13 protein-coding genes and 1 tRNA gene are annotated in these 22,991 nt (G+C 26.3%); 2 read left to right on the forward strand and 12 right to left on the reverse strand.

Going from position 1 to position 22,991, the window contains the following annotated elements; translation table 11 throughout:
- Positions 1–3: 3 nt before the first annotated feature.
- From BINT_RS08875 to BINT_RS08900, 6 genes are all read right to left on the reverse strand, one after another.
- A complete protein-coding gene (locus BINT_RS08875) occupies positions 4–906 on the reverse strand; it encodes a carbohydrate kinase family protein (RefSeq protein ID WP_014488234.1) in 903 nt (300 codons plus the stop codon).
- A 19-nt stretch (positions 907–925) separates the two neighbouring features.
- A complete protein-coding gene (locus tag BINT_RS08880) occupies positions 926–2,830 on the reverse strand; it encodes a penicillin-binding protein (protein WP_014488235.1) in 1,905 nt (634 codons plus the stop codon).
- A 13-nt stretch (positions 2,831–2,843) separates the two neighbouring features.
- A tRNA-Cys gene (locus tag BINT_RS08885) sits at positions 2,844–2,914 on the reverse strand.
- A 199-nt stretch (positions 2,915–3,113) separates the two neighbouring features.
- On the reverse strand, positions 3,114–4,739 hold the full coding sequence (locus BINT_RS08890) for a peptide ABC transporter substrate-binding protein (RefSeq protein ID WP_041177369.1): 1,626 nt from the start codon (positions 4,737–4,739) through the stop codon (positions 3,114–3,116).
- Between the two features lie 95 nt (positions 4,740–4,834).
- Positions 4,835–5,725, reverse strand: a complete 891-nt coding sequence (locus BINT_RS08895; RefSeq protein ID WP_234944374.1) for an NAD(P)-dependent oxidoreductase — start codon at positions 5,723–5,725, stop codon at positions 4,835–4,837.
- A 334-nt stretch (positions 5,726–6,059) separates the two neighbouring features.
- Positions 6,060–7,088: a hypothetical protein gene (locus BINT_RS08900; RefSeq protein WP_014488238.1), complete on the reverse strand. Its 1,029-nt coding sequence runs from the start codon at positions 7,086–7,088 to the stop codon at positions 6,060–6,062.
- Between the two features lie 187 nt (positions 7,089–7,275).
- Here BINT_RS08900 and BINT_RS08905 point away from each other — a divergent pair, with 187 nt between their 5' ends.
- A complete protein-coding gene (locus BINT_RS08905) occupies positions 7,276–7,968 on the forward strand; it encodes a tetratricopeptide repeat protein (RefSeq protein WP_014488239.1) in 693 nt (230 codons plus the stop codon).
- A 41-nt stretch (positions 7,969–8,009) separates the two neighbouring features.
- Positions 8,010–9,704: a DNA repair helicase XPB gene (locus BINT_RS08910; protein WP_014488240.1), complete on the forward strand. Its 1,695-nt coding sequence runs from the start codon at positions 8,010–8,012 to the stop codon at positions 9,702–9,704.
- A gap of 55 nt (positions 9,705–9,759) precedes the next feature.
- Here BINT_RS08910 and BINT_RS08915 read toward each other — a convergent pair whose 3' ends face one another.
- From BINT_RS08915 to BINT_RS08940, 6 genes are all read right to left on the reverse strand, one after another.
- Complete coding sequence (locus BINT_RS08915; RefSeq protein ID WP_014488241.1) at positions 9,760–10,017, reverse strand: glucose PTS transporter subunit EIIB; 258 nt, start codon at positions 10,015–10,017, stop codon at positions 9,760–9,762.
- 183 nt (positions 10,018–10,200) lie between these two features.
- Positions 10,201–11,364 carry a BspA family leucine-rich repeat surface protein gene (locus BINT_RS08920; RefSeq protein ID WP_014488242.1) on the reverse strand — a complete coding sequence of 388 codons (1,164 nt, stop codon included), beginning with the start codon at positions 11,362–11,364 and terminating at the stop codon, positions 10,201–10,203.
- A 379-nt stretch (positions 11,365–11,743) separates the two neighbouring features.
- Positions 11,744–14,332: a BspA family leucine-rich repeat surface protein gene (locus tag BINT_RS08925; protein WP_014488243.1), complete on the reverse strand. Its 2,589-nt coding sequence runs from the start codon at positions 14,330–14,332 to the stop codon at positions 11,744–11,746.
- Positions 14,333–14,843: 511 nt separating this feature from the next.
- Entirely contained in the window at positions 14,844–17,438 is a 2,595-nt protein-coding gene (locus tag BINT_RS08930; protein ID WP_014488244.1) for a BspA family leucine-rich repeat surface protein, read from the reverse strand.
- A 614-nt stretch (positions 17,439–18,052) separates the two neighbouring features.
- A complete protein-coding gene (locus tag BINT_RS08935) occupies positions 18,053–20,440 on the reverse strand; it encodes a BspA family leucine-rich repeat surface protein (protein WP_014488245.1) in 2,388 nt (795 codons plus the stop codon).
- 83 nt (positions 20,441–20,523) lie between these two features.
- Positions 20,524–22,938 carry a BspA family leucine-rich repeat surface protein gene (locus BINT_RS08940; RefSeq protein ID WP_014488246.1) on the reverse strand — a complete coding sequence of 805 codons (2,415 nt, stop codon included), beginning with the start codon at positions 22,936–22,938 and terminating at the stop codon, positions 20,524–20,526.
- Positions 22,939–22,991: the final 53 nt, after the last annotated feature.

Raw genomic sequence — 22,991 nt, forward strand, 5'->3', positions numbered from 1 at the left:
TGATTATAAGCTGTATTTAGATTTTACTTTTTCAATATCATATCTTGCTGTACCGCCTTTTACCTGAACCATTTCTTCAGACACGCTTGAAGCAAATTTCAATACATTATTAATATCAAGTCCTCTCAATATAGCATAACTTAAAGCAGCACAAAATGAGTCTCCAGCTCCAACTGTATCAACAACATTAACCTTATTAGAAGGATTAAATATATATTCATTATTATACAATACACTTGCACCAGATGCCCCAAGTGTAAGGAATATATAATCAATATTAAAATCTTTATTAATAGCCTTTAATAATACTTCATTATCATTTGGCATAGAAGTATAAAAAAGCTCTTTTATTATAGCAAGTTCATCATCATTAATCTTTAATATATTTATAAACTCTAAAGATTCTTTTATTTTTTCTTTAGTATAATAATTTTTTCTGAATGTTACATCACATACTTTATATTTAGCATTAATATTTTTGAATATGTTTTTTAATGTATTATAAGATTTTTCATTTCTTTGAGATAATATATTAAAATAAAATAAGTCATAATTTTCTTTCAAAGCATTTTCTATATTCCCATTATATTCTATATTATCCCAAGCTGAATTTTCATGAATTATATAATCAGGTACTTTCTTCTCATTAAGAAAAACAGTAGCTTTTCCTGTTTCATAATCTTTTAATATTTGTATTAAAGATTTATCTATATTTTCATTATCAATAAAAGATAAAGCATCTTTAGAATAATCATCATTACCCAATGCAGTTATAAACTTTAATTTGTCATCTTTACTTAAAAGCCTTGAAAGCTGAAGAGAATAATTAAAAGGAGCACCTCCTATAACTGAAACATTATCATAAACATCATATAAAAGTTCTCCGAAAGTAAGTATATTTAACATAAATAAACTCCTTATTTTATTATTTATTCTCTTGCTCCTTAATAGGTGCTTTTAATGATAATCTTATAATAGAATCATTAGTAACAGATGTACCTGCTTGCGGAGAAAAATCTGTTATATAGCCTTCGCCTTGTATCATTATTTTAGCATTATTATTTGATACAATATAAGATATGCTATTTAAAGCATCTCTCAAAGAAAGTCCATTCAAATTAGGCATAACATTATTTGTAATATTACTTGAATGAGGTACTAAACTCAAAAAATCATTAGTATTTATTGTATATATTTCTCCGTCAATAAGTCCCAAATAAGGTATAATCTGATTAGCAATTTTGGCAAACAAAGGAGCTGCTACTCTACCAGCTCCCTGAGATCCCTGTCCTTGAGGGTCATCAAGCAATACTAGTATGGATATTTTAGGATCTTCTAAAGGAAAACCGCCTACAAATATTGACTGATAATATTTTTCAGGTTTTTCTGATTCATTATTTCTATAAACTTCTGTTATTGCTGTACCTGTTTTACCAACAACATCTATATTAAGAAGATTAGCTCTATGACCTGTAGAACCAGATTCAACACCTTTTCTAAGAAGAACTCTAGCTATTTGAGAATACTGTTCATCTATTATTCTAGTTCTTTTTAAATTATTAGTTGCACTTATTTTTTCTATGCCGTCATAAAATGAATCAACAACATGCATAGGTACTTTCCAACCTCCATTCAAAAGAGGTAAATAAGAAGCAGCTATCTGCATAGGAGTAACACTTAAATCATAACCTATTGCTAAATAACCTTTTGAAAATCTATGCCATTTATTTAAAGAGTGATATATTCCGCTCCATTCATTCTTATAAGGCCCTACACCTGTAGGCTCTCCGAAACCAAATCTTTTTAAATAATCATAAAAGAACTGATTATCTATTCTTTCAGCTATAGTTACAACGGCAAAGTTGCAGCTGTATTTCAATATATCATTAAAGGCTACATCACCATGTGGATAATCACAATGTATTCTAGTTTGTCTGCTGTAATCATAATAACCTTTACAATGGAAAACTTCATCGCTATTTACAACTCCCTGCTCTATTGCAGCAAGTTCAGCAAATATTTTCATTGTACTTCCAGGATATATAGTACTCATTATACTTCTGTCCATTCTTTCATTATTTACATAAATAAAAGGATTATTAGGATCAAATGAAGGATAAGAATAATTTGCTACTATTGAACCTGTATTAACATCTGATACTATTACAGTTACAGATTGAGGGGATTTTTCAGCAACAGTTTTTAATACTTCATTTCTTACTATAGTCTGAACATCTCTGTCTAAAGTTAATACTATATCTTTTGGATTATCATTTTCTGAAGAAAGGATTGCTTCATAAGTGGCTTCAAGACCGGCATATCCTTCTGTTTCTGTTCTATTCATATAGCCTATTACATGGGCAAATATATCTTTATATGGGTAAAATCTTTTATAGCTTTCTATACCATATATACTTTTAACATTATATTTGTTTTTTATTTCTTTTATTTTTTTATAGGAATCCAAATTAATATTCTGTGCAAGCATTATAGTTCTTCTCTTAGTATTTAATAGATCAGCAAATTTTTCTTTTGTGATGTTTATAATATTAAATATTTGAGAATAAGCTTCATTGATATCTGTTTCATCATTACCATCTAAAGAAACAGATTCGGTATCCAAATATATTGTATATGCAGGAATATTTATTGTAAGAGGACGCATTTTAGAATCATATATAGTTCCTCTTGGTCTGTCGAGTCCTACTAATGATGATACAGATTTTCTTTCTTTTATAGTTAAATTGAATAATTGAATAAATATAGCTATTGTTCCTATAAAAAAGCAAATAAGGAATAAATATAATCTTTTAACTCGGCTGTCATTCATAGTTAGGAAAATGAGGCGGCGAACGGATTTGAACCGATGATAAGAGTTTTGCAGACTCCTGCCTTACCACTTGGCGACGCCGCCATATTTTTAGATGTCATTAATAATATAATACAATTAATAAAAAGTCAATAGATATAAAATAATAAATATTATTAATATTTGAAATATTATATAAATAAATACAGTAAAACAATATATATTCTTACAAACTATAAAAAAAATAGCTGACAACTTTATTTATTAGTTATCAGCTACTCTTTTATTATCTCAATTAATAATATTAATTTTCATCTAAATGAGCATAGAAGAACTTATGGAATCCTAATGGATTATATACAACATCTTTTAATTTAGGATTAACAAGTAAAGGCTCTGTGAAGAAATAAAGCGGTATGGCTCCCATATCTTCTTCTATAAGTATTCTTTCTGCTTCATGCATAGCCTGCATTCTTATATTATTATCATCTGTAGACATAGCCTGTCCTATAAGCTCATCATATCTTTTATTGCTGTATCCGCCATTGTTTTGAGTGTTATAACTAGTAAATAAACTCATCATTGACATAGGATCAGAATAATCTGCAGACCAATAAAGTCTTCCTATCATGAAATTCTTTTCTAATAAAGTTTGTCCAAGCAAAGCATTGTCTATTTGAGTAATAGTAGAATCTATATTAAGATGCTCTTTCCACATTTGCTGTACTGCTTCAAATATTTCTACATGGTTGCCCGGATCTGTTTTAAATTCTATAACAGGAAAACCTTCTCCATTAGGATATCCTGCATCAGCTAAAAGTTTCTTAGCCATTTCTACATTTTTAGCATATCCTTCTTTTGATACATCATAAAAATCACCGCCGTTAATTCTGAAATCGCCATTAACATCATTAACAGCATAAGGCACCCAACCACCTGCAGGTTTTTGTCCGCCTTTAGTAACTTGTTCTACTATATAATTTCTATCTATAGCAAGTGATAATGCTTTTCTTACTCTAGGATCTTTTAAATATTGATTAGTAACATTTATAGGATAATAGTATGTAGCTATAAGAGGCTTAATCTGTATCAAACCCTCTTCTGTAAGTGTAGGTATATCCTTTTGAGGAGGTTCATAAGCCATATGTAAAGAACCGTCTTTTATTCCGGCAACAGCAGCAGCTCCATTTTGCATAAATACAAATGTTATCTTTTCTGCAACTATTGTATCAGCATTCCAATAATTAGGATTTTTTACCATTATGATATTTTCATCTATATTTCTTTCAGACATAACATAAGGTCCATTACCTATATAAGTTTCAGGGCTTAATGTCCATTTATCTCCATACTGCTCTATTATATCTTTTCTTAAAGGTGAAAATGTAGGGAAAGCAATTACTTCCAAGAAATATGCTGTAGGAGCTTCTAACTCTACAACTAATGTATGATCATCAACAGCTTTTATTCCCAATGCATCAACAGGCAATTCTCCTCTTGTGATAGCCATAGCATTCTTTACAGGTTCATGCTGATAACTATACTCACTAGCAACTTTTGGATCAACCTGTCTTTGCCAGCTGTATACAAAATCTTCAGCAACAACAGGTTTTCCGTCTGACCAAGTAGAATTAGTTCTCAAGAAAAATGTATAAGTTTTTCCATCTTCACTAATTTCCCAACTCTCAGCAACACCAGGAACAATTTTATTATTTCTATCTCTTACTGTTAATCCTTCAAACACATGAGATATATAAATTACACCGTATATTTGAGCATTCAAACTAGGGTCTATAGTTTTCGGTTCTACACTTAAATTTACGATTATTCCTTGATCATTAGTATTTCCTTTTTTGGAGCAAGAAGCTGCCAATAAAAGCACAAGACAAATACCAATGAAAAAAGATATGAAAATCTTTCTACTTTTCATAATTGACTCCATTAAAATTAAACTTAGTAAATTAATTTTATATAATTTTACAAACTTAGTCAATCAAAAAAAAATAGAAAAAATTATTACTAAAATTAAATATTTTTTATTTGATTTATACATTTCCCTGTAATTTTAAACTCAAAAATATTATCAATAGAAATACTTACCATATTAAGTAATGCCTCATCTGTATAAAATGCAAAATGAGGAGTTATTATAACATTATCCATTTTGAATAATTCTTCAATAATTTCATCTTTTAAAACTATATCTTTTATATCTTTATTAACATATTCTATTTCATTAGAGTATACGTCTAAAGCAGCTCCGCCTATATGTTCGCTTTTTAAACCTTCAAGCAAATCTTTATTATTAACTATTCCTCCCCTGCTCACATTAATAATATATACACCTTTTTTCATTTTATTTATAGAATCTTTGCAAATCATATTTTCAGTTTCTTTACTATATGGTATATGATATATTATAGCATCACTATTTTTATATAATTCATCTAAACTGACATACTTTGCATATTGTTTTATTTCTTCTTTTTCTGTTCTTGAATATACAAATATATTCTTAGGCGAAAATCCTTTAAGATGTTTTACAGTTAAAGAACCTATTCTGCCTGTACCTATAACTCCAATATTTAAATTTCTTATCTCCTTTGCGACAAGTCCGGTTCTTGTATAATTTCTATTGTAGCCATTTATAAGAAGATTATTATAATTCTTAATAAGAGATAACAAAGAAAGAATAGTAAACTCGCTCACAGAATTAGGAGAGTATGAAGGTACATTTGCTATTTTTATTCCTATTTTATTTGCATAATCAATATCTATATTATCATATCCAACGGATCTGGTGCTCATATATTTTACGCCGTATTCTTTTAATTTATCAAGCACTTTATCAGTAATAGCATCTCTTGCATTGAAAACTACAGAATCAAAACCTTTGGCATCTTTGACATTATCAATATTTAAATGATGTTTATGTAATGTGAATTTGGTATTATATTTTTCTCCATTAATTTAAAAAATTTTGCTTCATCATCTAGAAATGAATATACAACTATACTCATAATTTTTCCTTAATAAACTACTATATAGTTTTTTTTAATATATTTATATACAAAAACATAATTTTTAAATATTATAAAGTCAATTATAAAAATTGTGAATCTCTGTAAAGTTCAATTTACAACACTTTTGCAACAGGCATACAGAACTAACAAACAATTTTTACTAGAAATAAACTATAAAAACTTATAGAAAAAGTTTGAATAAATAATATTAAATAATTAGTAATAAATCAAGTTTGAAAGAAGAATACATATACTATAGCAATGAATACAAATATGATAATAGCACCAAGTCCAAACATAATCAATTTAAAAGTACCAATCTTAGAAAAGATTCTTTCAAATAAACTTTTATTTTCCTCTTCCTTAGAAGGTTCTACATATAAATCTTTTTCAGGATTGAATAATTTTAATTTTATAGGTTCAATTTCTTCTATTAAACAGCAATATCCATCTATCAATTTTAATAAAATCTTAATAGATTTTTCTTCCACTGTTTTTTCTAAAACTTCAGCAGGAACTAAATATTTAGAATATTTATCTTTTTTTCCTTTAAGCTCAAGATATATTATATTTTCTTCTACTGTATTAGAATTTATAGTAACGATAACTTTATCACCTGGAACTATATCATTTATAGATTTTCCTCCTATAGGATCAACTACAAATGAAGCATTAATAAGTTTGTAAGTAGGAGGCTGAACTTCTTCTGCTTGTCCATTTTCAGCTTTAGTACCATCTCCAGTATTTTGATATGCTGCATGCATAGAATCTGTAGCTTCCATTTCTTTATTAACATTTTCTATAGTCGTACGTACAGCATTAATATCTATAATACTGCTGTTTATATCAAATGTACCTATATGAAAATCCATAAATCTATTCATGGTACTCGCAAATATATCAATAATAGAAATACTATTATTATTACTTTGATATATTATAATATTATTTATATTTCTATCTTCATTAAATATATTTGAAATAAGTTCATTAAATTTATCAAAATATTGATTTTTTTCATTGTTTAATTTATTGTAAATTTTTATATGTTTGTATAATTCCAATAAATCAGTGTATGCATTTAAAAAAGTTAAAAGTTTTTTATCATCTGATATAACAAATGCAATATCTATCAAACTGCTATTATATTTATCTATAAAGAAAACAAGATATATATATTTGTTTAAATCAGTATACTCGGCTAATATTTTAATAGCTAATACTTCATCATTTGGACTTATTTTTTGCTGTGACATAAATTTATACCTATCATCAAAAATTCTAGCCGTTATTATATCATAAGTAATATAATAAACAATACCAAAACATCATCATATCAAAAAATAATTATTAAAATAAATACTTGATTTTTTTATGTTTAATTATTATAATTGCTTATTCTAAATTAACAATTTTTAATAAATAGATTTTAAGAGGATTTTTATGTCTGAAAATACAAATAAATTGCAAAAAAATGCTGAATTAATATTCACATACATATATAACAATAGAATAATATTCATATCAGGATTCGTTTTAATAGTAGTAATAATAGCAGGAATTCTGCTTTATAGAGCAAATATAGAAAGCCAAGATGCTGCTAGTAATGTAGAATTTGAATCAGCATTAGCTTTATATAATGTATATCAAAATGCACAATTACCGCCGGAACAATTAAATGATCCTGCCATAATAATAGATATTACTTCAAGATTTCAAAAAGTATATGGTGCTGCTAAAGGCAATAATCTTAAATTGAGAAGTGCTTATGCATTGGGCTGTGTTTATTATGATATAAATAATTATAAAGAAGCTGAAAAATACTATCAGGAAGTAGCAAATTCTAGAGGGTTTTATTTACAGGAAACAGCAATGTATAATTTAGCTAATACACAAATAGGTTTAAGTAATTATACTCAGGCTGCATCTACTTTGGAAAACTTTATAAAAGCATATCCTAAAAGCTATTTGCTTCCTCAAGCAACTTTAACATTATCTGATGTTTATCTAGCACAAAATGACAGAACAAAAGCATTAAATACATTAAAATCTTGGACAACTAAAAACACAAATAATGTTGAATATCTTTCTTTATTTAGAGAAACTATCTCATTAATAGAAAATAATGTTTACTAATAAAATTATTATTATTAAATATTTCAAGTAAGGAAAAAAAATTGAATAAGAATGCTCCTCTCATAGTTCAGGGCGATGGTACTATTCTATTAGATGTAAGTACTAAACATTTTGAAGAAATTAGAAATTTCATGCTAGTATTTGCAGAATTGGTAAAAAGCCCGGAATATATACATACATATAGAATAACATTGGTGTCTTTGTGGAATGCTGCTAGTTTGAATTATACATCAGAGCAAATACTTAGTTTTTTGAAGAAATATACATCTTATGAAATTCCTAAAAATATAGTAAAGCAGATTGAAACTAGTATAGAAAAATACGGAAGAATAAAAATAATAAAAGAAGATGATAAATACTATCTTATAAGCGAAGATAAGAATATCATAGATGAAATTCTGCATTATAAATTGATGATTAAATATATAAAATCACAAATTAATCCAAACAAATTGGAAATAGACGCTACATACAGAGGACATATAAAACTTGCTCTTATAAATATAGGATACCCTGTTCAGGATTTAGCCGGATATAAAACAGGCGAAGAATATCATTTTCATATGAGAGATAAATTAGCATCAAGCGGAGATGATTTTGCTTTAAGAGATTATCAAAGAAATTCTGTAGATGCTTTCTATGCTGATGGAAAACCTGAAGGAGGTGCAGGAGTTATAGCTCTTCCATGCGGTACTGGTAAAACTGTTGTAGGAATTGCGGCAATGCATAAAACTCAGACAAAAACTCTTATAATAGTTACAGGCGTTACAGCATGTCGTCAATGGAGAGATGAAATATTGGATAAAACAGATATTCCTCCTGAAGATATAGGAGAATACAACGGACTCAATAAAGAAATAAAGCCTATAACAATAGCCACATACAAAATACTTACATACAGAAAAAACAAAGAATCTCCATTCGTGCATTTTGAATTATTCTTCCAGCATAATTGGGGATTAATAATATACGATGAAGTGCATTTGCTTCCTGCCCCTATAATAAAACTTACTAGTGAAATTCAAAGTATGAGAAGATTGGGGCTTACTGCTACTTTGGTAAGAGAGGACGGACTTGAAAAAGATGTATTCTGTCTTATAGGACCTAAAAAATTCGATATACCTTGGCGTGAATTGGAAGAAAAGAAATTCATAGCTGAGGCATACTGCTATGATATAAGAATACCATTAGATGATTCTCATAGATCCGATTATGTTGTATCAAGCGACAAAGTGAAATTTAGAATAGCAAGTGAAAATGTATTTAAATATACAATAGTAAAAAAAATCATAGAAAAGCTTGAAGGTAAAAATATCCTTATAATAGGTCAGTATTTAGATCAATTAAATGAGATGAAAAAAAGAACAGGATATACTATAATCACAGGAAAAACTCCTCAAAGTGAAAGAGATATAATATACAAGAAATTTAAAACTGGTGAAATAAAAATACTTATAGTAAGTAAAGTTGCCAACTTAGCTGTTGATTTGCCTGATGCCAATGTTCTAATACAGATTTCTGGAACTTTTGGTTCAAGACAGGAAGAAGCTCAAAGATTAGGAAGAGTACTACGTCCTAAAAAAGGTGAAAATAAAAGCTACTTCTTTTCAATAATCACTACAGATACAAAAGAAGAAGATTTTGCTCATAAAAGACAATTATTTTTAACAGAACAAGGATATCATTACGAATTATTAGACAAAGATTCATTTGAAGAATTGGAATTTAATAATTAAAAAAGTTTAACGAATAAAAAATAATATATTCGTTAAACTTTATAAATGATAATTATTATAGAGTTGTTACTCCTAGTTTTGCAATTTCATCATAAACATCTTTAACATTTTTACCTAAAACTACTTGATATTGTCCTGAATTATAGAAAACACCTGTTACACCTTCTATTTTTTCAACTTCGGCATCTTTAATTTGTTCTCTATTTTTTACAATGAATCTTAATCTTGTAGCACAAAAACTAAGAGATTCTATATTATCTTTTCCTACTTTTGATAATATATCTTCTGCTATTTTTTTATAATTTAGTTCCATATAAAACCTCTGCATATTTTAATATATTTTTATTTATTAATTATATATCTTTTTGATATATTTACAATAAATATAAAAAATTACTTTATTAAAAAATTAAGAAAATAAATCATTTAATCTAAAATCATAAATTAATATTTTGCTTATATCTTTTTTATTTTTAGTTTTTTGAAATCTAACGAATTAAATATCTAGTGAAAAATCTTCTTCAAGTTTTTTTCTTAATTTTACAATTCTTCTATTTTTATCTTTTGCAATAAGATCATATATTTCTTTGACATTATCTTTTGTTATAGTTATATAATCTTCTTTAGGATAAAATGCTTGCATATATATTTTAAGTCTTGTATGCAATTTATTTTCATCATCACAAATTAAAGTTATATCTTTTAATTTATCCAAATTCCAATGTTCTAAAGATTCATAATGATCAAACTTTTCTGCATATCCAAACATAAACTCTATGTTAGTTACTTTTTTTGTATCCCATTTATCAAGCGGCTGATTAAAACTTTCTGCTGACAGAAACATACAGCTCATATAGTTTACATTAGACACATTCCAGCTATTTAAAGGCTGATTAAAGTTTTTACAATTATCAAACATTCTACACATATTTTCAACATTTGAAGTATCCCATTTATCTAAAGGCTGATTAAAATTCTCACAGCTATTAAACAAATCTTCCATGTTTTTTACATTAGATACGTCCCAGTCATTAAGAGGCTGATTAAAAAAGGTACAATAACTAAGCATATTTGATAAATCTTCAACTTTACTAATATTCCAATTATTTAAAGGCTGATTAAAGTTTTTTGCCAGATTAAACATAAAGGACATATCTTCAACATTAGAAGTATCCCATTTATCTAAAGGCTGATTAAAACTTTCTGCTAACTTAAACATACCTCTCATATCTTTAACTTTAGATACATTCCAGTTATTTAAAGGCTGATTAAAGTTTTTTGCCAAATTAAACATAAATGACATATCTTCAACATTAGAAACGTCCCACTTATCTAAAGGCTGATTAAAACTAGAACAATAAGCAAACATATTACTCATCTTTTTAACTTTAGATACATTCCAATTATTTAAATTAGGATTAAAATCTATTCTTGATAAGTCTAAAATAAAATTAAAGTCCATAGAGGCAAACATATAAGACATATCCTCAACATTAGAAACATCCCAATCTTCTATGCCTTCAAAATCTTTTCTTTTACTTTCATGAAAAAGATAACTCATATCTGTAATAAGGCTTGTATCAACACAATCAAGCTTTATACCGTCTTTAAATACTAATTCTTTTAATTCTTCTTTTGTAGCTGGTTTGTATTTTTTCATAAATTAATCCTTATTTTAATTATGTACATTATATATACCTAAACAATTATATTTAGTCAATTTTAGTTCTTTCAATTTTACTGTTTGTGGTGGCTAGCCCCCACACCCCCAGTTCTTTTGTTGGCACAAAGAACCAAAAAGACTGCATTTTTTAACTTAAATCTAAGTTTGTTTATACTTTTCAAACATACATTCTTAATATAAAATAATATTTTATACTATTTATAAATTATAATTACATCCATAAAGAACTAAAAATTGAAAATTGTTTAGGTATATACCAAATTAAATAAAATATCTAACAGTTAATTATATATTTTATTATTCTTAAAAAGAGCAGATAACAAAAAATGATACCTACTCTATTATTCATATACAATTAAAATAAATCAGTCAATCTGAAATCAAAAATCATAAATACTAAAAAACTATAAACAAATCTTTTACTTATCTCTTCTTTGTTTTCGCCCTTTTGAAAATCAATAGTTATGTCTACCGGCTCATCATATTCTGTATCAGCATCTACTTTTGCAGATATAGTAAAAATATCTCCGTCATTTGCAGGAAATGTATATGTTATAGTTTCATTATACCCCACTACATCATTGGTATACATATCATATTTCTTAGCAAAAAATTTAAAAGCTCCGTAACTTGCCTCTATATTTTTTATCTTCTTTATTTCCTTTTTCAAATTATTTTTATCTAATTTTATAACTGTTAATTGATTTATAGGCTGTACTAATTCATAATCCTCTAGCTGTTTTTTCCATTTATTTATAGTATCATCGTCCATTTCTGCAGGAGTTGCTAAACTTATAAAATTATCAGCATTAATTTTTACTTCTTCATCTTCACAGTTTGAATAACTTCCATCGGCTGAATATCTAAAAGTCGTTATAAAGTTTTTATCTTTATCATGCAAGTTCCATATTAAAGCAGATGCAAATCTATTCATTAAATAATTATCAATAAATACTTCTTTAAATAAATCATAGCTGTATATATCTCCGTCTATTAATGTAATACTTAAAATACGGGCATTATGATTAATAAACTTCTGTACTTCTTTTCTTAATTCTTTTATTTCTTCTTTTAACTCTTTATCAAGATTTTGAGGAATCTTTTTTAATTCTTTATTATTTTTTATATCGAATAAAGTTAAACTATAATCAGTATTAACAATTAATTTATAATCATCATTTAAGATTTTTTCACCTTGGGAATTAAATCCGTAATTAGGTGTGCATCTTAATCTAAATTCAGTATAACCAATATTCATTTTTTCAATCAATTCATTAATCATTCTTCCTGCTTCGCGTCTAATTTCTGCTGTCTTTGTATCTGAATATATTTCATATAATAAACTCTGAGCATATCTGCTTTCTATATTGAATTTGATCATTATAAGGAAAACTTTTGAATCAATACCTAATGATATTAATTCAGATATCTCTTTTAAAGCTTCATCTCCTCCGTACATAGCATAAAGAAAACCGGCAATCTCTTTGTTTTGATTTTCTAAATAAACATCTCTAACAAACTTTAAAAATGATTCAAAGTCAAGCAAATTAATTATATTATCAATTTTTTCTAATCTGTTAATTGTTCTTTTTAAAGATAAATACTCTGAATATATATACTTTATAACTGTAATATCTACTTCTCTTGATTTATCTTTTACTAAAACATGGCAATCTTTTATAAATGTAAGTTTTTTATCTTCTCTTTTAGCATTGTATTTTTTTTGAGCATACTTTTCTGCTTTTTCTATAGTTGTAAAATTATAATCTTTTGTAACAAATGAAAGCTCTGATGAAAAATCACTTTCAATTCTTTTTCTTAATCTCACAATTCTTTTATTTTTATCTTTTGCAATAAGCTCATATATTTCTTTAACATTAAATTTTGTTATAGTTATATAATCTTCTTTAGGATAAAAGGCCTGCATATATACTTTAAGCCTTGTATGCAATTTCTCCTCGTCATCGCAAAAAGTACCAACTTCTTCCAAATTATCTAAATTCCAATGTTCTAAAGACTCATAACAATCATACTTATAAGCAAATCTGAATAATCCTACTGCAGTTATTACTTTTTCTGTATTCCATTTATCAAGAGGCTGATTAAAGCTTTGAGCCATATAAAACATCATATCCATATTTTCTACATTAGACACATTCCAACTATTTAAAGGCTGATTAAATTCAGTACATGAGAAAAATGTCTTTTCCATGTTTACAACATTAGAAGTGTCCCATTTATCAAAAGGCTGATTTAATTTGTCGCATTGCCTAAATAAAGAATCCATATTAGTAACATTAGAAACATCCCAATCATTAATATTCTGATTAAAAGCATCACAATATGCAAACATACTTGATAAATCTTTAACTTTTGATGTATTCCAAGTATTTAAAGGCTGATTAAATCTTTTTGCCCTAATAAACATATTAGACATATCTTCAACATTAGAAGTATCCCATTTATCCAAAGGCTGATTAAAAAATTCACATTCCTCAAACATGCCTCTCATATTTTTCACTTTCGATGTGTTCCAGCTATTTAAAGGCTGATTAAACTCTTTGGCACCGCAAAACATAAATCTCATATCTTCAACATTAGATACGTCCCAATTATCCAAAGGCTGATCAAAATTAGAACAATAAGCGAACATATTATTCATACTTTTCACTTTGGATACATTCCAATTACTTAAATCATGATCAAAATCTATATTTGAGTATCTTACCATTGCATTATATCCCATATAAGCAAACATCATATCCATATTAGTAACATTAGAAACGTCCCAATCTTCTATGCCTTCAAAATCTTTTCTTTTACTTTCATAAAAGAGTTTACTCATATCTGTGATAAGACTTGTATCAACATCATAAAGTTTTATACCGTCAGTAAATACTAGTTTTTTTAATTCTGTTTTTGTTTCTGGTTTATATTTTTTCATAATCTAATATCCTAATCATAAAAAATTAAATATAATCATATAGTACTATACTAAATTAAATAGAATTTGTCAAAATTAATTTAGTATTTTTATTATTGTTTGCTTCAGATAAAATATATTTTACAAATAAATAGTACATCCTAAACAACTATATTTTATCAATTTTATGATGTTCTTTTTCCCGCCGCACGCCACAGGCGGGCTTCGCCAAGAACCAAAAAATGCAAGGATAGAATTAGTACTAAATCATACTAAAATTGTCTACATGTAAGGTAATTTACTAATTTAAGCTAAAATATAGCCCTTCGCCGAAGGCGGGCTGTGCCTGCTTCTCGCCGTAGGCGGGCTTCGCCTGTGGCAATGCCACAGGCACTCCCTATGGTCGCAAAAGAAGTTGGGGTTCGGCACGTCTGTGTGCTTCGCAGGGCTAGTCCCCGAAAATAATAACAATATAAAAAATAAAATTGACAAAATATAGTTGTTTAGCTATATACTCTGTAACATATAAAAATTAAAATAAATCAGGTAGTCTGAAATCAAAAATCATAAACACTAAAAATGTATAAATAAATCTCTTGCTTATCTCTTTTTTATTTTCACCCTTTTTGAAATCAATACTAATATTTACTAAATCATCATATTCTACTTCCTCATCAACTTTTGCAGACATAGTAAAAATATCTCCATCATTTGCTGTAAATGTATATGTTATAGTGTCATTATCTCCTAATACATCATTGGTATGCATATCATATTTTTGAGCAAAAAACTTAAAAGCTCCGTAGCTTGTATCTATATTTTTTATTTTCTTTATTTCTTTTTTTAGATTATCTTTATTTAATTTTATAGATGTTAATTGATTTATATCCTGTGATAATTTAGAATCTTCAAGCTGTTTTCTCCATTTATCTATAGTTTCATCGTCCATTTCTATAGGAGTTGCCAAACTCATGAAATTATCAGCATTAATTTTTATTTTTTCATTTTCTGTGTTTAAATATTTTCCATCGCTTGTATATCTAAAATTTGTTATAAAGTTTTTATCTTTATCATATAGATTCCATATTAAACCAGAACCAAATTTATTCATTAAATAGTTATCAATAAAGACTTCTTTAAACAAGTCATAACTCAATATATCACCGTCTATTAACATAATACTTAAAATATGTGAGCTATGATTAATAAACTTATCTGCTTCTTTACCCAATTCTTTTATTTTATCTTTTAATTTTTTATCAAGATTTTGAGGTACTTTTTTTAATTCTTTATTATTTTTTATATCAAATAAAGTTAAAGTATAATCATTATTAACAATTAATTTATAATCATCATTTAATTTTTTTTCACCTTTAGAATTAAATCCCAAATTAGGCATACATCTTAATCTAAATTCAGTATAACCTATATTAATTTTTTCAAGTAACTCATTAATCATTTCTACTGCTTCTTTACGAATTGCACTTTTAGTTGAATTTAGATATATTTTATATAATAAACTCTGAGCATATCTGCTTTCTATATTGAAGCTTATCATTGTAAGTAGATTTTTTGATTCAATAGTATTCATTAATTCTGATATTTTCTTTAAAGCTTCATCTCCTCCGTACATAGCATAAACAAAAGCAGTGATAACTTCATCTTGATTTTTTAAATAAATCTCTTTAGTAAAATTCACAAATGATTTTAAATCAAGTAAATTAACCATATTATCAATTTTTTCTAATTTTTTAATAGTTTTCTTTAAAGACAAATATTCTGAATATATATACTTTATAAGATTGATATTCACTTCTCTTGATTTATCTTTTACTAGAACAGGACAATTCTTTATAAATTCAAGTTTCTTATCATATTTTTTAGCATTGTAATTTCTTTCAGCATACTTTTCTGCTTTTTCTATAGTTTTGAAATTATAATTATTTGTAACAAATGAAAGCTCTGATGAGAAATCACTTTCAAGTCTTTTTTTCAATCTTACAACTTTTTTATTTTTATCATCTGCAATAAGCTCATATATTTCTTTAACATTAAATTTTGTTATACTTATAATATCGTCCTTAGGATAAAATGCCTGCCTATATACTTGAATTCTTGTAGGTAATTTATCCATATACTTATCATCACAAATTATACTTATAGCTTGTAAACTGTCTAAATTCCAATTTGCTAAAGATTCATAATGATCAAACTTGCGTGCATAGGCAAACAACAACATTACACTAATGACATTTCTTGTATCCCATTTATCAAGAGGCTGATTAAATTCTTCTGTAAAAGCAAACATATGCTCTATATTTGTTACTTTAGACATATTCCAGCTATTTAAAGGCTGATTAAATTTACCGCATGCTCTAAATGCAAATTCCATACTTTCAACATTAGAAGTATCCCATTTATCTAAAGGCTGATTAAAATTTTCACAGTCCTCAAATATATGTTGCATATTTTTCACATTAGATACGTCCCAATCATTAAGAGGCTGATCAAAAGCTTTACAATAACGAAAAGTCTTTGATAAATCTTCAACATTAGATACATTCCAATTATTTATATTCTGATTAAATTTCAAAGCCACATTAAACATATTAGACATATCTTTAACATTAGAAACATCCCATTTGTCCAAAGGTCTATTAAATGCTTCACAGTTATGAAACATATCGCTCATATCTTTCACTTTAGATACATTCCAATTATTTAAAGGCTGATTAAACTTTTTAGCACCAAAAAACATGCCAGACATATTTTCCACATTTGAAACGTCCCATTTATTTAAAGGCTTATTAAAATATGTACAACCAGCAAACATATAAATCATGTTTTTCACTTTTGATACATTCCAATTATTTAAATTAGAATTAAACTCTGTCATTGAATATTGTCCCAAAACATTGTAGTTCATATATGCAAACATATAAGCCATATTCTCAACATTAGAAGTATCCCACTCTTCTATGCCATCAAAATCTCTTCTTTCACTTTTATTAAAAAGGTCGCTCATATCTGTAATAAGACTTGTATCAATATCACCAAGTTTTATACCGTTGTTGGTGAATACTAATCTTTTTAATTCTTCTTTTGTTGTTGGTTTATATTTTTTCATAATCTCATATCCTCATTATAAATTTTAATATATGTAAATAGTAGCAATCAATTAACTACCAATAATAATACTTATTTATATACTAAAAATTTTTAAGTTTGTCAATTTTTTTTATTCAACTTTTTCCCGCCGCAAAAAGTTGCTGCCGCAGGCACGCTTCGCGAAAGTGCAAGTATAAAATTAATACTAAATCATACTAAAATTGTTTTACATGTAATATAAACTATTAATTTAAGCACACCTTCCTCAGGCACGCAGAGCGAAAAACACATATACTATAGTTTAATATTTTAAGAATATGTATTAAAATACCATACTTTTAGCTCAAAAATGCAGTCTTTCGGCGTAGGCGGACTTCGTCTGGTTCTTTTGGTCATACCTAAAAGTACTTTCCTTAGGTCGCAAAAGAACTGGGGGTGTTACGAAGTACGCAGAGCGGTGGGGCAAAGCCCCCACAAACAATAAAATTAAAAAACTAAAATCGACAAACTTAAAATTTTTCAGTATATATAACATTAAATACAATTTCTAACAATTAATTATATATCTTATTATTAAAAAAATACAGAATGTTTCTTACAAAAACTTCATGCCTCCTCTTACTCATATAAAAATTAAAATAAATCTGTCAATCTAAAATCCCATATAATTAATACTAATAAAGTATAAACAAATCTTTTACTTATCTCTTTTTTGTTTTCACTCTTTTTAAAATCAATAGTAATATTTACTTGCTCATCATATTCCCCCTGGATTTTTGAAGTCATAGTAAAAATATCTTCGTCATTTGATGAAAATGAATAAGTTATAATACCATCATATCCAATTACATTACTAATATTCATTTTGTATTTTTTAGTAAAATATTTAAAAGAACTATAAGTTGCATTTATATTTTTTATTTTATTTATTTCTTTTTCCAAATTATTTTTATCTAATTTTATAACTGTTAATTGCTGTAAAGGCTGTGCTATTTCATAATCTTCAAGCTGCTTTCTCCATTTATTTATAGTATCATCGTCCATTTCTACAGGACTTGCTAAACTTATAAAATTATTATCATTAATTTTAACTTCTTCATCTTCACAGTTTGAATAACTTCCGTCGCCTGAATATCTGAAAGTTGTTATAAAGTTATAATATTTGTCATATAGATTCCATATCAAAGATGAAGCAAATCTATTCATCATAACATTATCAATAAAAATGTCTTTGAATATATCATAACTATATTTATTACCGTTTATTAATGTAATGGCTAAAATATTAGAATTATTTTTAATAAACTTTTTTATTTCTTTTCTTAATTTTATTATTTCTACTTTTAACTTTTTATCAAGATTTTTAGGAATCTTTTTCAATTCTTTATTATTTTTTATATCAAACAAGCTCAAAGAATAATCACTATTCAAAATTAATTTATAATCATCACTTAACTCTTTTTCACATTGAGAATTAAATCCGAAATCAAGAGCATATCTTAATCTAAATTCACTATAATCAATATTCATTTCTTTAAGTAATTCATTAATTATTTTTTCTGCTTCGAGTCTAACTTCTGTTTTCTTCGTAGTCATAAATATTTCATATAACAATTTAAGTGCATATTTACTTTGATTATTTAATTTAATTATTATAAGTGAAAGTTTTGTATCATGTGCTTTTTTATATATATTTTTTAAAGCCTCATCTCCTCCATATATTCCATAAACAAAAGCAGCAGTTTCTTTATTGGTTTCATCATAAATATTTTTAATAAACTTTATAAATGATTCTCTATCAAGTAAATTAACTATATTATCAATTTTTACTAATCTCTTAACATCTCTTTTGAGAGACAAATATTCCAAATATATATACTTTATAACATTAATATTAACTTCTCTTGATTTATCTTTTATTAAAACCTTATAATCATTATTTATAAAGCTCACTTTCTTATCATCTTTTTTATTATAATTATTTTCGATATACTTTTCTGCTTCTTCTATAGTTTTGAAATCATTTGTAACAGATGAAAGTACCAAAGAAAAATCACTTTCAAGTTGTTTTCTTAATGCCACAATTTTTTTATTTGTGTCTTTTAATATAGAATAGTATATTTCTTTGACATTATCTTTTGTGATAGTTAAATAATTTTTATTAGAACCATAAAATGCCTGAAGATATGCTCTAATTCTTAAAGGCAATTTTTCTTTATCATAACATAATTCATTCATATTTAATATTTTATTTAAATCCCAATTTGCTAATGACTCATAACAATCATAGCTTTTAGAATATTTAAACATTGAGTCAATTTTTTTTAATTTTTTTGTATCCCATTTATCAAGAGGCTTATTAAATGAAAGAGTATCGCAAAACATAGCTTCCATATTTTTTACATTAGATACATTCCAACTATTTAAAGTTTGATTAAAATCCTTGCATTGTACAAACATCTCATGCATATTTTCAACTTTTGAGGTGTCCCATTTATATAAAGGCTGATTGAATTTATAAGCTCTTCTAAATGTACCTTCCATAGTATTTACATTAGATACGTCCCAATTATTAAGAGGCTGATTAAAAACTTCGCACTCACAAAACATATAACTTAAATCTTCAACTTTACTAATATTCCAATTATTTATATTTTGATTAAATGATTTAGCATAATTAAACATAAAGCTCATAGTCTTAACATTTGAAGTGTCCCATTTATATAAAGGCTGATTAAATTTCATAGCTGCCTGAAACATACCGCTCATATTTTTCACATTATATACATTCCAGTTATTTAAACTCTGATTAAACTCTATTGCCCAAAAAAACATAAATGACATATCATCAACATTAGAAGTATCCCAATCTTCTATGCCTTCAAAATCTTTCCTTTCACTTTTATGAAAAAGATAACTCATATCAGTAATAAGGCTTGTATCTACATCATTAAGTTTTACACCGTCTGTAAATACCAAATTTTTTAATTCTTCTTTTGTTGCTGGTTTGTACTTATTCATAATTTAATCAAAATTAATTATGTGTATTTATTGTTTATAGAGCAGACATAAAACATGATGCCTACTCTATAAAATATCAAAAATTAAAATAAATCTGTAAATCTAAAATCCAAAATCATTAATACCAATAAAGTATAAATAAATCTTTTACTTACTTCTTCACCATTTTCATTAGTAAAATAAATATCTATTTTTACTCTGTCATGAAAATCAGTGTTTGAATTAACATTAGCATATATACTAAAAGTATCTCCATTCTTTGATTTTAATGAATAACTTGAAACTACATCATAGCCTATATACTCAGTATACATTCCATATCTTGCACCGAAAGCCTTGAAAGTACCATAAGCTATTTCTGAATTATCTATTTTTTCTAATTCGCTTTTCAAATTATCTTTATCTAATTTTATGATAGTTAATTGCTGTAAAGGCTGTGCTATTTCATAATCTTCAAGCTGTTTTCTCCATTTATTGATAGTGTCATCGTCCATTTCTATAGGACTCGCTAAACTTACAAAACTATTATCATCTATTTTTACTTCTTCATCTTCACAGTTTGAATAACTTCCGTCACCTGAATATCTGAAAGTTGTTACAAAATTATCATCTTTGTCATATAAATTCCATATCAAAGATGAAGCAAATCTATTCATAATAGCATTGTCAATAAAAATCTCTTTAAACAAATTATAACTGTATTTCTCACCGCTTGCTAATAAAACAGCCAAAAGAGAAGAAGTATTTTTCATAAAAGAAGGAATTTCTTTTCTTAATTTTGTTATTTCGTCTTTTAAATCTTCTGGAAGGTTTTGAAGAGCTTTTTTAAGTTCCTTATTATTTTTTATATCAAACAAACTCAAAGAATAATCACTATTCAAAATTAATTTATAATCTTCATTTAATACTTTTTCACCTTTAGAATTAAAGCTGAAATCAGGAGAAAATCTTAATTCAAACTCATTATAGCTAATATTCATTTTTTTAATAACTTCATCAATCAAATTATAAGCTTCATAACGTACTTCAGATTTTTTAGTATTTGAATATATTTCATGTAATATTCTAAGTGCATATTTACTTTCTATATTTAATTTGATTATTAAAAGAGAAAGTTTACTATCTTTTTCTTTTTTATATATATTTTTTATGGCCTTATCTCCTCCATATATACCATAAATAAAAGCAGCTGTTTCTTTATTAGTTTCATTATAAATATTTTTAATAAACTCTATGAATGATTCTTTATCAAGTAAATTAACTATATTATCAACTTGTGTTAATATTTTAATATCTCTTTTTAGAACCAAATACTCTAAATATATATATTTTAAAACCTTATTTTCAACTTCTCTAGATTTATCTTTTATCAAAACCTTATAATTGTCATTTATAAAACTTACTTTCTTATCATCTTTTTTATTATAATTATTTTCAACATACTTTTCTGCTTCTTCTATAGTTTTGAAATTATAATCATCAGTAATAGATGAAAGCTCTCCGCTATACTCTGTTTCTAATTTCTTTTTTAATGCCATAACTTTTTTATTTGTGTCTTTTGATATCGCATTATATACTTCTCTTACATTTTCTTTTGTGATAGTTATATAATCTCTTGATACTAAATCATATTCTTCTGATATAAAATCATATTCATCATCATCATATTCTTCATTATTTTCGATAGGAACATAAACTTTGTGAGAACCATAAAATGCCTGCATATATACTCTAAGTCTTAAAGGTAATTTTTCATAGAATCTTTCATAGTTAGCACAGAAATCACTAATATCTGATACTTTATTTAAATCCCAATTTGCTAATGAGTCATAACAATCATAGCTATCAGTATATTTAAACATTGAGTACATTTTACTTAATTTTTTTGTATTCCATTTATCTAAGGGTTGATTAAAAGAATCTGCAGAATAAAACATCGCTTCCATAGTTTTTACATTAGATACATTCCAGCTATTTAAAGGCTGATTAAATTGTTTACATCGGCAAAACATTTCATGCATGTTTTCAACTTTTGAAGTATTCCATTTATCTAAAGGCTGATTAAAAGAAAGAGCAGAATGAAACATTGCTTCCATAGTTTTTACATTGGATACATCCCAATCATTAAGAGGCTGATTAAAATAATCACATGCATTAAACATATAACTCATATCTGCAACTTTACTAACATTCCAATTATTTATATTCTGATTGAAAGCTTTAGCAAGACTAAACATACCTTTCATATTTATAACATTAGAAGTATCCCATTTGTCTAAAGGCTCATTAAAACTAAAACATTCTCTAAACATCCATGACATATTTTCAACATTAGAAGTATCCCAATCTTCTATGCCTTCAAAATCTTTTCTTTGGCTTTTCTGAAAAAGCTCGCTCATATCTGTAATAAGGCTTGTATCTACATCACTAAGCTTTATACCGTCTGTAAATACTAAATTTTTTAATTCTTCTTTTGTTGATGGCTTGTGTTTCTCCATTAATTCCTCCTGATTTTAATACTGATATATACCTAAACAAACATATTTTGTAA

The organism is Brachyspira intermedia PWS/A, assembly GCF_000223215.1.
GTDB lineage: Bacteria > Spirochaetota > Brachyspiria > Brachyspirales > Brachyspiraceae > Brachyspira > Brachyspira intermedia.

Excerpts from the sequence above, each read along its gene's own strand:
- BINT_RS08915 (WP_014488241.1), bottom strand. The coding sequence starts at position 10,017 with ATGGAACTAAATTATAAAAAAATAGCAGAAGATATATTATCAAAAGTA.
- BINT_RS08930 (WP_014488244.1), bottom strand. The coding sequence starts at position 17,438 with ATGAAAAAATATAAACCAACAACAAAAGAAGAATTAAAAAGATTAGTA.
- BINT_RS08875 (WP_014488234.1), bottom strand. The coding sequence starts at position 906 with ATGTTAAATATACTTACTTTCGGAGAACTTTTATATGATGTTTATGAT.
- BINT_RS08905 (WP_014488239.1), top strand. The coding sequence starts at position 7,276 with ATGTCTGAAAATACAAATAAATTGCAAAAAAATGCTGAATTAATATTC.
- BINT_RS08935 (WP_014488245.1), bottom strand. The coding sequence starts at position 20,440 with ATGAATAAGTACAAACCAGCAACAAAAGAAGAATTAAAAAATTTGGTA.
- BINT_RS08890 (WP_041177369.1), bottom strand. The coding sequence starts at position 4,739 with ATGAAAAGTAGAAAGATTTTCATATCTTTTTTCATTGGTATTTGTCTT.
- BINT_RS08940 (WP_014488246.1), bottom strand. The coding sequence starts at position 22,938 with ATGGAGAAACACAAGCCATCAACAAAAGAAGAATTAAAAAATTTAGTA.
- BINT_RS08920 (WP_014488242.1), bottom strand. The coding sequence starts at position 11,364 with ATGAAAAAATACAAACCAGCTACAAAAGAAGAATTAAAAGAATTAGTA.
- BINT_RS08925 (WP_014488243.1), bottom strand. The coding sequence starts at position 14,332 with ATGAAAAAATATAAACCAGAAACAAAAACAGAATTAAAAAAACTAGTA.
- BINT_RS08880 (WP_014488235.1), bottom strand. The coding sequence starts at position 2,830 with ATGAATGACAGCCGAGTTAAAAGATTATATTTATTCCTTATTTGCTTT.
- BINT_RS08900 (WP_014488238.1), bottom strand. The coding sequence starts at position 7,088 with ATGTCACAGCAAAAAATAAGTCCAAATGATGAAGTATTAGCTATTAAA.